Genomic DNA, 16,071 nt, shown 5'->3' on the forward strand with positions numbered 1-16,071 from the left:
ATGCTGGAGCAAACCGCGCTGCTGCGCCTGATGCAGCTTATCAGCCCCAGCCTGCCGGTGGGCGGTTTTACCTATTCGCAGGGGCTGGAATGGGCGGTGGAGGCGGGCTGGGTTATGTCAGGCGACGCCTTTGCCGACTGGCAGCGGCAGATTATCGCCGACACCTTAGGCGGCCTGGACTGGCCGGTATTGATCCGCCTGTACCGGGCCTGCGCGGCGGATGACAGCGGACAATTTGCCCGCTGGAGCGATTTTCTGCTGGCCGCGCGCGAGACCTGCGAGCTCAGGCGCGAAGAACAGCAGCGGGGCCAGGCGTTAAGCCGGCTGATCCTGGAATGGCCGGACCTGCCGCTGGACGGCGCATGGCTGCCGGCGCTGCGCCAGAGCCAATTGGCGGGTATGGCCTGGCTGGGCTGGCAATGGGCGATTCCTCTGGAGGCGCTGGCCATGGGCTACGGCTACAGCGTGCTGGAAAGCGGCGTCATGGCGGGGCTGAAGCTGGTGCCGTTCGGCCAGCAGAAGGCGCAAAGCCTGTTACGTGAGCTGTCCGCGCTGCTGCCGGCGGCATTCGCCCGCGCCGGGCGGCTGGAGGACGATGCGCTGGGCGGCAGTTTTCCGCTGCAGGCCATTGCGTCGTCCCGCCATGAAACCCAGTATTCACGCCTGTTTCGTTCCTGATGATGTCAGTATCGGGCGCAAACGGCGGACGCTTCGCCCCCTGTGCTGAGTGCGGCACGGGTTATTGAACAATGCCCTATTTTGCGATGTTATCCGGGAGTTAAGATGCAAGAATATAAACAACCCTTACGCGTCGGCGTCGGCGGTCCGGTGGGTTCCGGCAAGACCGCGCTGCTGGAGGTGCTGTGTAAATCGCTGCGCGATCGCTATCAGCTGGCGGTGGTGACCAACGATATTTATACCAGGGAAGATCAGCGCATCCTCACCGAGGCGGGCGCGCTGGCGGCCGATCGTATCGTCGGTGTGGAAACCGGCGGTTGCCCGCATACCGCCATTCGCGAGGATGCGTCCATGAACCTGGCGGCGGTGGAGGATCTGGCGCGCAAATTCGGCAATCTGGACATTATTTTCATCGAAAGCGGCGGCGATAACCTGAGCGCGACCTTCAGTCCGGAGCTGGCCGATCTGACCGTTTACGTGATTGACGTGGCGGAAGGGGAGAAGATCCCGCGCAAAGGCGGGCCGGGCATTACCAAATCCGATTTCCTGGTGATCAATAAAATCGATCTGGCGCCCTACGTCGGCGCATCGCTGGAGGTGATGGAGCGCGATACCAACCGGATGCGGCCAGCGCGCCCCTGGGCGTTCACCAACCTGAAAACCGGCGACGGCCTGGATACGCTGATCGCCTTTATCATCCGCCAGGGCCTGCTGGAAACCGACGGCGGGTTGCCGCGCTAAGCCGCCGGCCAGGCGCTACGGCCGCCGCCCGGCTTCAGGCGATGAACTGGCGCTGCGCCCAGCGCGCCAGTCCGGCGGTGACCGAGCCGAAATCATCGCCGCCGGCGATCGGAATGTCCGGCAGGCTGCGCTCAAGCGCCTGGCGCAACAGCGGCGAGCGGGCGCTGCCGCCGGTGAGATAGACCACATCCGGCCGCGGCGCGGCGCCCTGCGCCAGCACGTCGTCCACCTGTTGCCGGATCCGGCCCAGCGGCGCCCTGATGGCCTCCTCCAGTTCCGCCTGGCAGATGGGCACCTGCATGCCGGGGCGGATAAACTCCAGGCCCGCCCGGGTCGCCGGTTCGCTGGACAGGGCGATTTTGCTCTCTTCCGCGCTCTTCACCAGGCGATAGCTTAACCGCTGCCGGTAGACCTGCAGTAAGGCGCCGACGCGTTCGGGATCGGCGGCATCGCGGATCAGTTCACGCAGGAACCGGCCGTTATTGTTGCTGTAAAAATCACCCTGCGCCGGGATATCGTTAATCGCCACCGCCTGCCAGAACGGCAGGGCGGGCAGCGCCAGGCCTTTTTCCGTCATGCCGCCCAGGCCCAGCTCCGGCATCAGCGATTTAAACGCCAGCATGATATCCAGATCGTTGCCGCCGACGCGGCAGCCGCTGTGCCCCAGCAGGCTTTGCCGGCGATCCCGCTGCTTCAGCCATTCCGGCCCCATCAGCAGCAGCGAGCAGTCGGTGGTGCCGCCGCCGATATCCACCACCAGGACAATTTTTTCCCGATCGAGGGTGGCTTCGAAATCCAGCCCCGCGGCCACCGGCTCGAACTGGAAGTCGATATCGGTAAACCCGGCGCGTGAGGCGGCCCGCTGCAAAATATCCTGGGCCTGACGGTTGGCTTCCTCGCCGCCGGTGCCCTGGAAATTGACCGGCCGGCCAATCATGGCCTGGGTAATGGGCGTGGACAAGGCCGCCTCGGCCTGGCGTTTGATATAACGCATCATGGCGCAGACCAGATCCTCGAACAGCGCAATCTGCTGCGGCTTGAGACCGTTGGCGCCCAGGAAGGATTTAGGCGATTTGACGAAATAAACCTCTTCGGGATCGGCAATATAATTTGCCAGCGCCTGCCTGCCGAACTGCAGGCTTTGCTCCGTCAGGACGATATCTTCTTCCCGGTTGGCGTTAATCGCCCGGCGCAGCAGCCGTTGATTTTCATCACTGCCGGTGGGCACCTGCCAGAACTGATGCAGGTATTCGCTGACAGCCTCGCGCGTCGGCGCGCAAAGCATAGAGGCCATATAGGGCGACGCGCCGTCCAGCGGCAATAAGCGCGGCCGGTCGCCGTCCATCACCGCGACCGAGCAGTTCGCGGTACCGTAGTCAAAACCAATAAACATCGCTGCCTCCCCATGCCGATGAGGCGGGGAACTTTACAGCAATGTCGGGAAGCAGGCAACGGCGCGCGACGATTATTGAACAGTGAAATAGCCTTTATTCAATAGGGTGGACAGCGGCAGGCTCTGGCCTACGGTTTCGCCGGCGGCGAAATCGACGCCGATGGCGGCAAGGGCGGCGAGCGTGGCGGGCAGGTTGGCGGGACCGGCCAGGGAGCGCGCCCGCAGGCGATGGATATGGCCGTGGATCACCCTGACCATAATATCGTCCATCTGGCTGCAATGAACATTGGCGATAAACGGGTCAGGCAGCCTGATATAATCGATATGCCCCGCTTTCAACTTGTTAAACGCGCCTAAATCGGCGCCGAACTGATTAAGCATGATGGGGTAGCCGTACTGGCGCAATCGGTCCGCGGCCAGCCCGGCGGCGGGATAAGCGGCCATGAAATCCTCGCCGTCGAGACTGATAATCAGCCGGCGCGCGTTCAGTAAAGGATGGCGCTCGCCGAGAGACAGCAGCTCATCCATCACGTCTGCGTCGGCCAGCCCTGCCATGGACAGAGGGAGTACCAGGCAAATCCCCTGGGCGGCGATGGCGGCGCCATGGACGGTGAAGATCTGACCTAGCAGCCAGCGATCCACCGCCAGCGATAAATGACGCGCCCGCGCCGCGCGCATAAAGTCTTCCTGGCTGACCAGTAATGCGTCCCGGCCCTGGATGACGAAACTTATCAGGTAGAAACCCACTTCAAGCCTGGCATCGGGCGGCGCGACCGCCTCGATCTGCACGTGGAGACTCTCGTTATCCATCATATCAAGCAGCCGCTCGCGGCTCAGGATATCCTGTGTTACCGACGCGGGGCCGGCGGGATCCTGCCGCGCCTCGTATAACAATACCTGGCCGCGGCCGCTATGTTTTGCCGCATAGCAGGCGCTGTCGGCCTGGGCCATGACTTCCTTGGGATCGCAATTATCCGCCGATATCAGCGTGACGCCGGCGCTGCCGCCGATACGGAATAATTGCTCCTGCCAATAAAAGCGGTAGGCGTTAACCGCATCGATGACGCGCTGGGCCAGACCCTGTGCCTCGGGTAAGGGACAATCGGTGAGGAGCAGGCCGAACTCGTCTCCGCCGAGTCGCGCCAGGCAATCATACTGCCGGATATTGTCCTGCATCAGCAGGCCGAGCTCCAGCAGCAAGGCGTCGCCCGCCGCGTGTCCGGCCGTGTCGTTAATCTGTTTGAACCGGTCCAGATCGATAAAGACCAGGGCGTGACGGCGTTTTTCGCGCGTTGCCGTCAGGAGCGCGGCATCAAGATGCTGTTTGAAACTGGCCCGGTTCGGCAGGCCGGTCAAGACATCATGGGACGCATTGTAACTGAGCTGCAACAGCAACTGGCGCGACTCGCTGACATCCTTGATAACCAGCACCGCGCCCAGGATTTCCCCCTTCAGGTTCTTGAGCGGCGTGGCGCTGTAATGAATATCGAACAGCGTGCCTTTGCGGTTGTTGAGCACCAGATCCTGGCGCAGGGTCAACCCCTCGTGGGGCCCGGCATTGACATCGTCCATCGACATGCCCACCCGCGGGCCATCGACGCCGAGGCTGATATGCATAATGCTGTCGATATGCCGGCCATGGGCTTTCTCCTGGCGCCAGCCGGTCATCTTTTCCGCCACCGGGTTCATGAAATTGACGCGCATCCCCTGGTCTACGGAAATCACCGCGTCGCCGATGGAATCGAGGGTAATATGCAGCCGTTCCTTTTCCTCGTGCAGGGCCTCCCGGAGGCGGACCTCGCTGGTCATATCCAGATTGACGCCCAGCATGCGCACCACCCGGTCGTTCTCATCCATCAGCATATTGGCGTAGGCGCGGATATGGCGGATTTCCCCGCCGGGATGGCGAATGCGGAATGCCAGCAGGAACGGCTTATTTTCCTCCAGGGATTCGTTCAGGGTTTGCAGGGCCAAAGGCCGGTCTTCATCGATAATGCGCGCCAGCCAATAGTCATAGCTGACGGTTTCGCCGGATTGCATGGCGTAAATTTCCATCATGCGCTTATCCCAGCTCATGATTTTCGCCTCGACATCCCACTCCCAGATACCGACGCCGCCCGCCTCGTTGGCCAGGGTAATGCGCTCCATCAGGCGCTGGTTGATAATATTGTTGTGTTTGATTTCGCTGATATCTTCTATTTGGGAAATAAAATAGAGCGGCTTGCTCTGCTGGTCGCGCACCACGGATACCGCCAGCAGCGCCCAGACAATTTCCCCATCGCCGCGGATATAGCGTTTTTCCAGCGTATAGCTATCAATATGGCCGTTAACCAGATCGTTGAGTTGGATAAGATCGGAACTGAGATCGGCCGGATAGGTGATCTCCTGGAAACTGAGCTTCTTCAGTTCGGCGGCCTCATAGCCCAGGAACCGGCACAGCGCTTTATTCACCTGCATCCAGGTGCCTTCCAGCGAGACCAAGGCCATGCCGATGGCGGAATACTCCATGGCGTTGCGAAAACGGGTCTCGCTTTGCATGATATGGCCGCGTTCCAGGCGAAAGGCGTACATGACCATGGCCATCGCATTGGCGGGGATCAGGATCATCAACAGCGGTATATGCAATAAAATGGCGAGGTGATTGCTGGTGGGTGAACCCACCTTGATAAACCCGGTACTCAGCGTAATGAATAATGCCAGGGTGGCGACTAAAAACAGGCCGAAGGCTTCAAAGCGCGGCAAGCGTATGGCGCCCATCAGCAGCGGCAGAATAATAATGGTAAAGGGGAAGGGGAAAAACCGCAGGGCAAAATAGCTGATAACCAGCGTCAGCAGGATCATCAGCAGCAGTTCCAGCCAGGATCGCTGTTTTAGCATCAGCGGCAGCGTCTGGTGCCGGCAGAGCATGCCCACCGGCGTCAGCGCCAGGACGCCGGTGGCCTCGGCGGTAAACCACTGCGGCGCGAACGCCATGAAACCGATATGGGCGGGCGCGGCAAGGAAACCCGCGGCCAGCGCGCCGAGAAAGGGGATCAGGAGCACCGCAATCAGGAAAAACTTCATCCAGGGCACGATGCCGTCCAGCGGATCGAGGGGATCTAACGTCCATTTCAGCAGCCAGGCGCCGCAGGCGGCCTCGGCAAAGGAAATGCCAATCAGGGGCAATGCGGCCGGCATATCCTCCGCCATCAGCCTATGGGCGGCAATGACCGCCAGTGCGCAGCACAGTATCATCGCCGGCCAGCGGCGCCACGGGCAGGAAAACAGCACCGACAGCATAACGGCGGTGACAAGCCATAAGGGGGACAAGGGTTCGGCGTAATGATTGAGGCGCAGGCAAGCCATGGACAAGATGAAAACCAGCAAAGCTACCGCCGCAATAAATATCCCTGTTTTTTTAACCTTATAAGCGGAGGCTGCGTCGTTGGCATGCATAATAGAATCCTAGGCTTTCTTATAGTTAGAATAGTTCAGAAACCGCATAAAAGTGTGTTTAGGCCGTTTATACATAAGCAAAGGACATAATAGGTCTGATGGTCTGAACCTTGCGCCGCGCCGTGGTCAGAAAAAGGGCGTGTTAATGCATTAAAAACAGCGTCGCCAGCCCGAGAAAAATAAAAAAACCGCCGGTGTCGGTCACGGCGGTAATCATCACGCTTGATCCCACCGCCGGATCCTGACCGAAGCGTACCATGGTGAGCGGAATCAGCACCCCCATCAATGACGCCAGCACCAGGTTAAGCAGCATGGCCAGCATCATGACGCCGCCAAGGCCCGCGTCGCGATAGAGCAGCCAGGTGACGATGCCCATAATGCCGCCCCAGACCAGGCCGTTGATCAACGCCACGCCCAATTCCCGCAGCAGTAAAAACACCGCGTTGCCTTTTTCCAGCTGATGCAGCGCCAGCGCGCGGACAATCATGGTGATGGTTTGATTACCGGTATTGCCGCCGATGCCGGCGACGATGGGCATCAGGGCCGCCAGCGACACCAGTTGCGATATCGTGCCTTCAAACAGTCCGATCACCCTGGAGGCGATAAACGCGGTGCACAGGTTGACCGCCAGCCACGCCCAGCGGGTGCGCACCGTTTTGCTCACCGGGGCGAAAATATCCTCGGCGGGGCTTAAACCGCCCAGGTTACGCAGGTTGCTGTCGTTTTCCTCAAAAAACAGATCGACCATATGTTCGATGCTCAGCCTGCCCATCAGCTTGCCTTTGACATCGACCACCGGCGCGGTAATCAAATCGTAACGTTCAAACGCGCCGGCCGCGTCCTCCGCCCGATCTTCCGGATGAAAGGTAGTGGGATTGGGATCCATGACCTCAAGGACCTTTTTCTGCAGCGGCTTAAGCAGCAGCGTGGACAGCGCCAGTTCCCCCACCAGCAGATTGTGGCGATCGACGACAAAGAGTTTATCGGTATTGGCCGGCAGCGTTTTGCGTAAGCGCAGGTAGCGTTGCACCGTGGCGAGCGTTACGTCGGGACGAATCGCCGCCAGTTCGAAATCCATATGATGGCCAACGCTATCCCGGTCAAAATTCATCATTGCCCGTACCTGGGCGCGCTGGTGCGGTTCCAGGGACGTCAGCATGCGGCCGACCAGATCCCGCGGCAGATAGCGGGCCAGGTAGGCCTGCTCGTCGACATCCAGCGGCCTGATGGCATTGAGGATATCGCGGTTGCTCATTCCGGCGATCAGGCTTTCCCAGACGCTTTCGGAGGCTTCCACCAGCGTTTTGCCGCGCTTATCGTTGCCCACCAGCCGCCAGAGCGCCAGCCGCTCATCATGGGGCAGGCTTTCCAGCAAATCCGCCAGATCCGCCGCGTGCAGGTGCCGTTGAATCGCCACCAGCCGGCCGGTCTGGTCGGAAATGAGCTGGGGAGCGACCGAGGTATCGCGCGCCGGCCTTCCCAGGATGCTGTCGACCAGCGCCCGGTTGGACAGCAGTAAACCCAGTACCTGACGGCGCAGGCCGGTCAGTTCCAGGGAGTGTTGTTTGATGGCGGGCATAGCGTGCGTTCCCCGTGTTTGACTATGGGCTGCGGGCGGATAAATCGGTTACCGTCGCAAGCAGTATAGATAGCACAGCGGGGCGCGGGAAGGATCGGACGCGATAAAAGCGACGGGGAAAACGGTCGCGGCGCAGCGGATTGCGCGGGCCTGTGCCGGAACAGCTTACAGCCGGCTACACGCGAACGGCGGCGGGGGCGGGATTAATCGTCGTGGCTATTGTCGACATTGATGATCTGGCCGGCCGGTTCCGACAGGGTATCCTGGTGATGGTCCCAGGCGCCAAGTGTGGCGAAGATCAGACGGGCGAATAAAAAAATAAAGCTGATAAACAGGATCCAGCGAGTCATTCGCACCGAGGTTCGTCGTCTGCGCATAGGATAGGCCAACTTCACTAAAGGGGTCCTTTCAAGGTTATGGGATAACGGCATCGGTTGTCAGTATAACCGCATTGGGGAAGCGATTGTATGATCTCCGGACGCTTTTCAGTCATAAGAATGTTATACATCCATGTCAAACCGCACACAAGCCGCACATGAGCCTGGGGCGGTAACATTGTGCTAAGCCATAGCGCGCCATGGCCCCCTACGCCGGGAGCCTCTGCGCGCCGCGGTTAACTCACCGCCTCGGCTTCCTCGGTGATATCAAGGCGCCAGCCGGGAACTTCCGCCCAGTATGCTTGCTCCCGTTCCAAATCCAGCTGCACCAGATTGTTCTGGGCGAAAAAACCGGCCGGGAACACCAGCGTCCAATGATGCTCGTGGGTCAGCAGCCGCAGCTGCGTCGGCGAGGTGGCCTGGCGCTGGTTATTCAGCAATACGGCCAGCCGCAGTAACTGCAGGCAGGGCAGAAAATGCTTTTTCTTGAACAGCGTCAGGCGCGGCATGTCGTCGAGCTTGATGCCCTTGCGGTGAAAACGCACCAATGTCGCCAGCAACAGCTGCTGTTCCTGGTTAAATCCCGGCATATTGGTCTGCTGCAATATATAGGCCGAATGACGCTGCAAACCGCTATGGTTAATACCCAGGCCCACTTCATGCAACTGCGCGGCCCAGATCAACAGCGCTTCCAGCTGCGGGTTTTGCAAATCCTCGTTCTGCCGGCACCATTGCTGATACAGATGATCGGTGGTGTCGCAGACGCGTTTGGCCTGATCGCTGTCGATATTGTAGTGTTCCGCCAGGCTTCTGGCGGTGCGCGAGCGAATATCCTGATGCCGGAAGCGGCCTTCCATCTCATACAGCACCCCTTCGCGCAGGGCGCAGTCGGAAAGCTGTAATTCACTGATGGCCAGGGCATCCACCACGCCGCACAGAATCGCCAGGCCGGGCACGAACACGCTCTTTCGCTCATCGGACAGTCCCGGCAGGTTCAGGGCGCTGAAATTTTTAAACTTCATGATTTTGTCATGCAGCAGTTGCAAACGCTCAGGCGTAATGGCGCCGTCTTTTTCGCCCAGCGCCAGCAGCACTTCACAGGCCGCCTTGATGGTGCCGGACGCGCCCAGGGCCACCTGCCAGCCGAGAATGCGGTATTGCCAGGCCAGGGTTTCCACTTTTTGCGCCGCCGCGAGGCGGGCGCGCCGGAAATGCGCCGGGCTGATGACGCCGCCGGGGAAAAACAGATTGCCGAAACTCACGCACCCCATCCTGCGGCTTTCCACCAGGATAGGCTCGAAATTTTCGCCAATCACCAGCTCCGTCGAGCCGCCGCCGATATCAATCACCAGCTTGCGGCCTTTTTCGGATTGGGTATGCTCCACGCCCATAAAAATCAGCCGCGCTTCCTCATGGCCGGAAATAATTTCAATCGGGTAGGGGATCACCTGCGCCGCCAGGGTGAGAAACTTTTCGGCATTCACCGCCTCGCGCAGGGCATGGGTGCCGACAATGGTCACCCGCAGCGGGGAAAACCCCTGCAGGCGCTCGGCAAACAGCGCCAGGCAGTTTATCCCGCGCTCTATGGCCTCGTCGCTTAACACATTATTGGCATCCAGCCCGTCGGCCAGGTGCACCCGCTGCTTTAGCCGGCTCAGCACTTGCAACGCGCCGTTGACCACCCGGGCGACCACCATATGGAAGCTGTTCGATCCCAGATCGATGGCCGCGAATTCTTCGGGTTTGGGCGTGGTTAAGTTATTTAATGGCATACGTCAGGCCTGATCTCCGGATTGCTCAAGTCGCTTAATATAATCATAGATGGCTATCTGCGCACGTACCTTACGACGATTGCCGCGCGGGACATAGCGATTACTGAGGGCGGCATCAATATAGCGCGCTTTTACCGTATCGCTGAACAGTAATGCCAGAATATCCAGAACCTGCTGCTTGAGGCGCGGGTCCAGCAGCGCCACCGCCACTTCGATACGGTAATCGATATTGCGGGTCATCCAGTCGGCGGAGGAGAGGAATACCTTTTTATCACCGCCGTTTTCAAAGACATAGACCCGATCGTGCTCCAGGTACCGGTCGACGATGCTGGTTACCTGGATATTGTCGCTGATGCCCGGCAGGTTGGGGATCAGCGAGCACATGCTGCGCACCAGGATACGGATGCGCACCCCCACGCCGGAGGCCGCGTACAGCCGGTCGATAAGCCCCTGATCCACCAGGTTGTTAATCTTAAGCGTAATGCCCGAGGCAAGCCCGGCCTGGGCATTGGCGATTTCCTGATCGATCATCTGGTACAGCATATGGCGCGAATTCTGGGGCGATACCATCAGATAATCGAAGCTGACCGGACGATAAGGATTTTCGATAAAATTAAACACCCGCCGCACTTCGTTGGTAATGCGCGGGTCGGCGGTAATCAGAGAATAATCGGTGTAGAGGCGAGCGGTTTTTTCATTGAAGTTGCCGGTGCCGATATGCGCATAGCGCATGATCTCCTCGCCTTCCATGCGCGATATCAGGAACAGCTTGGCGTGGATCTTAAGCCCCGGGGCGGAGAAAATCACATGGACGCCGGCCTCGGTCAGCCGTTTTGCCCAGTGGATATTGGCTTCTTCATCAAAGCGCGCCTGCAACTCCACCACCACGGTGACTTTTTTGCCGTTATGGGCGGCATGGATCATGGCGTCGATAATGCGCGAATCTTTCGCCACCCGGTAAATATTGATTTTAATCGACAGCACGTTGGGGTCGAAGGACGCCTGGCGCAATAATTCCAGGACGTGCTCGAAGGTATGATAAGGGTAATACAGCAATATATCCCGTTCCCGGATGGCGTCGAATCCGTTGCGGAAGTGTTCGAACCACGTATGGCGCAGGCGCGGCAACGGTTTATTCACCAGGTTGGCCTTGCCGACGTTGGGGAAGGTAATAAAATCCTTGAAATTATGGTAACGGCCGCCCGGGATGACCGAGTCATAGGATGAAATACCCAGCTTATCCTTGAGCATTTCCACCATGCTGTTGGGCATATCGCGCTGGTAGACAAACCGTACCGGCTCCGCGGTCAGGCGCTGCTTAAGGCTTGACGACATCAGCTCCAGCAGGCTCGACTCCATTTCCGTGACCAGGTCATACTCCGCGTCACGGGTCATTTTCATGGAGTAGGCGTTCAGGGTATCGTAGTCAAAAAAGCCGATAAAAATATCGTCAAGGCAATAGCGCAGGATATTATCAAGCAAAATCATCGGTTTGCGCCGGCGTGGCGGCTCGGCGGGCAGATTGATAAAACGCGGCACTTTATCGGCCGGAATTTCCAGCAGGGCGTAGTTGGTCTCCTGGCCGCGGATAATCTCCACCGCCAGATAGGTATAGTCATCCTTCAGGAATTGCACCAGATTCGTGTCATGCTGGATGAGGATCGGCGTAATATGCTGGCGCAGCTGCTGTTTGAAATATACGCGCAGCCACTCCTGCTGATTGGGGGATAATTGCCGTTCGTTAATCAGGAATATCTGGTTGCGCGCCATTTCCAGCAGCAGATCGTTATAGAGATTATCGAACTCCTGCTCGGCATTGAGCACCTTGGCCTGGATTTTATTGAGCAGATGGCGCGATGTTACCTTGGATCCTTGTTCTTCGCTTATCAGGATGCGCCGTTTTAATTCCGCGAACCTGACTTTATAAAACTCGTCCAGGTTGTTGGAATAAATGCCTAAAAACCGCATACGCTCAATGAGCGGATTGGATTTGTCCGCGGCTTCCTGCAAAACACGTTCATTAAACGATAACCAACTCAGTTCTTTTTCGCTGTAAAGCTTTTCCTGACCCATTGCCACTCCGTTAATTTGTTCAGGAAGGGGGGATCCTGTATTAAGAGTATTATCGCCCCCACGGGAGCAAAGTCCATCAGAACAACCTTCTTAAGATTGTCATCTTAATATCTTACAGGCAACATAGGCTTCCTTAATCAGTACCGACCATAGGGTTGACTCTATATAACAGAGGAATATGACAATAAAACGGCTATCCAATACGAAAACCGCCGCCTACCGTCGATGGAGCGACCGCGTGACGCGCGGCCTCGTCAGCGGCGGCGGGGCATTGGTGCTGTTAACGCTGTTGGTCATGTTTTTTTATCTGCTGTACGCGGTATTGCCGCTGTTTCGTTCCCCCTCGGTCACGCCGCTTGACGCCGTTCCCTGGAGTCAGGCGGTAAGGGATCAGGCGGCCGCGCCGCCGGACGGCGCTGGCGTGGCCGCCATTCAGGCCATGGGTATCGACGCCTCCCTGTCCAGCGCTTATGTTATTGATGGGCGCGGGCAGGGACATCTGCTGCCGCGGCGCGGCGCGGCGCCGTCCGCGGCCGGCCTGATGGCGGATTTTGCCGGACTGGCGGCGGCCAGCGGCGGCCAGCCGCTGTACCTGCTGCTTGACCGCCGCGGCAACGCCCGTCTGGCGCAGCCGCACGGCCGCGCCGCCGCGCCCTCATGGGTATTTCCGTTTGGGGAAAACCCGCTGCCGTTAAGCGGCGACGGCCAGCCGCTGCGTCATGCGGCGCTGGCGCAGCCGGCGGAAAAGCAGGCGGTCATGGCGGCGCAGCTGGCATCCGGCCGGATTCTGGTCGCCCGCCTGGGGCCAGACGGCTTGACGCGTAGCGAACTGACCCCGGACGACGGCACCGTCGATGAGGTGCTGCTGTCGCCGGACGGCCGCCTGCTGTATCTGCGGGCCGAAAACCTGCTGAGCATCTACCGGCTCAACGACGACGGTCAAATCCAGCTGCGCCAGCGGCAGGCGCTGGCGCCAGCGGGCCCGGCGCAGGTGACCCTGCTGCCCGCGGACGGCTCACTGCTGGTGCGCGCCGCCGGCCAGCGGCTCGCCCTGTGGTTCGATGTCAGCGACGATAACGGACATCATTTGGCGCGCATTCGGGAATTTGCCGCCCCGCTGCCGCCCGGCGCGCAGATCCTGGCGTCGGCGCAGCGCGCGGTGTTCGGCGTGCTGGCCCCGGACGGTACGTTCTCCCTGTTCAGCGCCCGCCAGGAGGACCCCCTGCTGCAGACCCGTTTGGCGCCCGCCCTGCGCGCGGTATTCAGTCCGATAATCGGTGAGCCAGGCCCCGGCCCCGGCGGCGGGGCGGATGAGGCCATCGTCACCCTGGATGCCGGCGGCTGGCGCATCTGGCGGCTCGATACCGCCTTCCCCGATATCAGCTGGCGCACGCTGACGCAAAAAATAGCCTATCACCACTATCCCGCGCCGGCCTGGGTTTGGCAATCCACCGCCGCCGGCGGCCTGGACGGCGGCAAATTCAGCCTGGTGCCGCTGCTGGCCGGCACCCTGAAGGCCGCCGGTTACGCCATGCTGTTCGCCACCCCGCTGGCGCTGGCGGCGGCAATGTATACCGCCTGGTTTATGGCGCCGGCACTGCGGCGGTGGATCAAGCCGGCCATGGAAATCATGGGGGCGGTGCCAAGCGTCGTTATCGGCCTGATCGCCGCTCTGTGGCTGGCGCCCTACTATAGCCGGGTGCTGAGCGGCATTTTGCTGCTGCCGCTCTTGCTGCCGCTGGCGATACTGGCGACCGGCTGGGGGGTCAGCCGGTTGCCCGCCCGCCTCGGCGCCCGGTTTTCCGCGGGCTGGGACTGTCTGCTGCTGCTGCCCGTGGTGGCGCTGGTGGTTTGGCTGGCGTGCCGCCTTTCGCCCTGGATCGATGCGGCGTTGTTCGGCCAGCCCCTGTCGGGTTGGCTGGGAGACGATTTTAACCCGCTGAACGCGCTGGTGGTCGGCACCGCCATGGGTTTCGCCCTGGTGCCGGTGATGTTTTCTCTGGCGGAGGACGCGCTGTTCAACGTGCCGGCGCGGTTGATCCAGGGATCGCTGGCGCTGGGCGCAACCCCCTGGCAAACGCTGCTGGGGGTCACCCTGCCGTCCGCCGGCGCCGGCCTGTTTTCGGCGTTTATCCTGGGACTCGGACGCGCCACCGGCGAGACGATGATCGTGCTGATGGCCAGCGGCAACATGGCGCGCGTGGACGGCAACCTGTTCCAGGGGCTGCGCGCGCTGGCGGCCAATATCGCCATCGAGATACCCGAGGCGTCGCTTAACAGCGGGCACTATCGGTTATTGCTGCTGACAGCCCTGGTGCTGTTTATCTTTACGTTCCTGATAAACACCCTGGCCGAAGCGCTGCGCCTGCGCCTGCGCGCCCATTACCGCCAACAGGACGGGGAGACGGGATGAAGCACTGGTTCCAATCCGGCCGCCCATGGGTCTGGCTGACGGCCGGTTCGGTCAGCGTCAGCCTGCTGGCCATGCTGATGCTGGTGGCGTTGCTCAGCCTGCAGGGCATGCGCCTGTTCTGGCCGCAGCCGGTGTATCAATTGCAATTGGAGACGGCGTCCGGCCAGCCGGACACGTGGATCGGCGAAATCTACGCCGAAAAACGCGCCGCGCCGCCCGGCGGCGAGGGGGATAAATTTTATATTATCCGCACCGGCGGCGCCTCAGCCGCCCGGGATTTTTATCGGGTGCGGGCGGATCGGGTGGTGGCGCGCTCCCGCCCGCCGGATCTGGTGGTGCTGGAACGCAGCGGCTATGGCAGGGAGTATGGTTTCCTGCAGGGCATGACCGAGGACGGGCAACCCCTGACCGCCGACGATATGCCGCGGGCGCTGCAACAGCGGCTGGCGTCAATGGCCACGCAGCGCCGGCTGGCCGCGGGACTGCGCGCCAGGATGCAGGCCGACCTTGGCCAGCGCGCCGAACGGTTAGCCGCCCGGCGGCAGCAATGGGAAAAAGACGGGCTATGGACGCCGCTCAACCAGGCGCTGTACCGCGCCGGCCAGGGTGAGCTCGAACACCAGGCGCAGAGTCTCTCCCGCCAGGCGGCGGATATTGATAAAGAGATGGACCGCGATCGGGTGCTGCTGCGTGACGCCCGGGGCGCCACCCGCGAGATACCGCTGCGGGAAATCGAGCGCGCCTGGTATCCCAACGCAATGGGATTTATGGCAAAAGTCAGGCTTTGGGCCACGCAGATCGGTCATTTTGTCGCCCGCGACGCCAATGACTATCCGGCGCAGGCCGGGGTTTTCCCGGCCATTGTCGGCACGCTGCTGCTGGTGATGCTGATGTCGGTGATGGTGATGCCGCTCGGGGTGATGGCGGCGGTGTATCTGCATGAATATGCCAAGTCCGGCTGGCTGACCCGGCTAATCCGTATTGCGGTGGGCAACCTGGCGGGGGTGCCCTCTATTGTGTATGGCGTGTTCGGCCTGGGCTTTTTTGTCTATGTGCTTGGCGGTACGCTGGACCAACTGTTTTATGCCGATGCGTTGCCCAATCCGACCTTCGGCACCCCCGGGCTGCTGTGGGCCGCGCTGACGCTGGCCCTGCTGACGTTGCCGGTGGTGATCGTCGCCACCGAGGAAGGCCTGGCGCGCATTCCGCCGTCGCTGCGCCATGGGTCGCTGGCGCTGGGGGCCACCCGGGCGGAAACGCTGTGGCGCGTCGTGCTGCCGGGCGCGGCCCCGGCGATGATCACCGGGCTTATCCTGGCGGTGGCGCGGGCGGCGGGCGAGACCGCGCCGTTGATGCTGGTCGGGGTCATTAAATCCGCGCCGCTGCTGCCGCTGGACGGGGTGTTTCCCTATCTGCACGCCGAGCGGAAATTTATGCATCTGGGCTTCCAGATTTACGATATGGCGCTGCAAAGTCCCGATAGCGACGCGGCGGGTCCTTTGGTCTTCGCCACGGCGCTGTTGCTGGTGGTGATCGTGGTGGGGCTGAACCTGGCGGCCATCGGCCTGCGTCACCGCCTGCGGGAAAAATACCGCGCGCTGGCGCTTTAA

9 protein-coding genes and 1 pseudogene are annotated in these 16,071 nt (G+C 60.7%); 4 read left to right on the top strand and 6 right to left on the bottom strand.

Going from position 1 to position 16,071, the window contains the following annotated elements; genetic code table 11:
- Positions 1–678, top strand: a complete 678-nt coding sequence (locus tag ACL2XM_RS01775; protein ID WP_410016753.1) for an urease accessory protein UreF — start codon at positions 1–3, stop codon at positions 676–678.
- 105 nt (positions 679–783) lie between these two features.
- Positions 784–1,419 (top strand): urease accessory protein UreG, encoded by a 636-nt coding sequence (gene ureG, locus ACL2XM_RS01780; RefSeq protein WP_413723401.1) that lies wholly within the window; start codon positions 784–786, stop codon positions 1,417–1,419.
- Between the two features lie 34 nt (positions 1,420–1,453).
- On the opposite strand, the gene yegD is transcribed toward ureG, so the two are convergent.
- The 6 genes and pseudogenes from yegD to ppk1 all read right to left on the bottom strand — a co-directional run bounded on the left by yegD (position 1,454) and on the right by ppk1 (position 12,048).
- Entirely contained in the window at positions 1,454–2,812 is a 1,359-nt protein-coding gene (gene yegD, locus ACL2XM_RS01785; RefSeq protein ID WP_413732193.1) for a molecular chaperone, read from the bottom strand.
- A gap of 72 nt (positions 2,813–2,884) precedes the next feature.
- Positions 2,885–6,247, bottom strand: coding sequence for a diguanylate cyclase (locus tag ACL2XM_RS01790; RefSeq protein ID WP_413732194.1), 3,363 nt, complete (start codon positions 6,245–6,247; stop codon positions 2,885–2,887).
- A 142-nt stretch (positions 6,248–6,389) separates the two neighbouring features.
- Positions 6,390–7,649 (bottom strand): annotated as a pseudogene (locus ACL2XM_RS01795) (magnesium transporter); the annotation flags it as partial.
- 380 nt (positions 7,650–8,029) lie between these two features.
- Positions 8,030–8,176 carry a YfgG family protein gene (locus ACL2XM_RS01800; RefSeq protein WP_410014076.1) on the bottom strand — a complete coding sequence of 49 codons (147 nt, stop codon included), beginning with the start codon at positions 8,174–8,176 and terminating at the stop codon, positions 8,030–8,032.
- Between the two features lie 263 nt (positions 8,177–8,439).
- Complete coding sequence (gene ppx, locus ACL2XM_RS01805) at positions 8,440–9,975, bottom strand: exopolyphosphatase (RefSeq protein WP_413732196.1); 1,536 nt, start codon at positions 9,973–9,975, stop codon at positions 8,440–8,442.
- A 3-nt stretch (positions 9,976–9,978) separates the two neighbouring features.
- Entirely contained in the window at positions 9,979–12,048 is a 2,070-nt protein-coding gene (gene ppk1 / locus ACL2XM_RS01810) for a polyphosphate kinase 1 (RefSeq protein ID WP_410014078.1), read from the bottom strand.
- A 178-nt stretch (positions 12,049–12,226) separates the two neighbouring features.
- Between ppk1 and ACL2XM_RS01815 the strand changes: the two genes are divergently transcribed.
- Complete coding sequence (locus ACL2XM_RS01815; protein ID WP_413732198.1) at positions 12,227–14,461, top strand: phosphate ABC transporter permease; 2,235 nt, start codon at positions 12,227–12,229, stop codon at positions 14,459–14,461.
- Complete coding sequence (pstA, locus tag ACL2XM_RS01820) at positions 14,458–16,071, top strand: phosphate ABC transporter permease PstA (RefSeq protein ID WP_413727892.1); 1,614 nt, start codon at positions 14,458–14,460, stop codon at positions 16,069–16,071. The genes ACL2XM_RS01815 and pstA overlap by 4 nt, the downstream gene beginning before the upstream one ends.

This window comes from Sodalis sp. RH20 (genome assembly GCF_047324205.1).
GTDB lineage: Bacteria > Pseudomonadota > Gammaproteobacteria > Enterobacterales > Enterobacteriaceae > Acerihabitans.

Excerpts from the sequence above, each read along its gene's own strand:
- ACL2XM_RS01775 (WP_410016753.1), top strand. The coding sequence starts at position 1 with ATGCTGGAGCAAACCGCGCTGCTGCGCCTGATGCAGCTTATCAGCCCC.
- ureG (WP_413723401.1), top strand. The coding sequence starts at position 784 with ATGCAAGAATATAAACAACCCTTACGCGTCGGCGTCGGCGGTCCGGTG.
- yegD (WP_413732193.1), bottom strand. The coding sequence starts at position 2,812 with ATGTTTATTGGTTTTGACTACGGTACCGCGAACTGCTCGGTCGCGGTG.
- ACL2XM_RS01790 (WP_413732194.1), bottom strand. The coding sequence starts at position 6,247 with ATGCATGCCAACGACGCAGCCTCCGCTTATAAGGTTAAAAAAACAGGG.
- ACL2XM_RS01800 (WP_410014076.1), bottom strand. The coding sequence starts at position 8,176 with ATGACTCGCTGGATCCTGTTTATCAGCTTTATTTTTTTATTCGCCCGT.
- ppx (WP_413732196.1), bottom strand. The coding sequence starts at position 9,975 with ATGCCATTAAATAACTTAACCACGCCCAAACCCGAAGAATTCGCGGCC.
- ppk1 (WP_410014078.1), bottom strand. The coding sequence starts at position 12,048 with ATGGGTCAGGAAAAGCTTTACAGCGAAAAAGAACTGAGTTGGTTATCG.
- ACL2XM_RS01815 (WP_413732198.1), top strand. The coding sequence starts at position 12,227 with ATGACAATAAAACGGCTATCCAATACGAAAACCGCCGCCTACCGTCGA.
- pstA (WP_413727892.1), top strand. The coding sequence starts at position 14,458 with ATGAAGCACTGGTTCCAATCCGGCCGCCCATGGGTCTGGCTGACGGCC.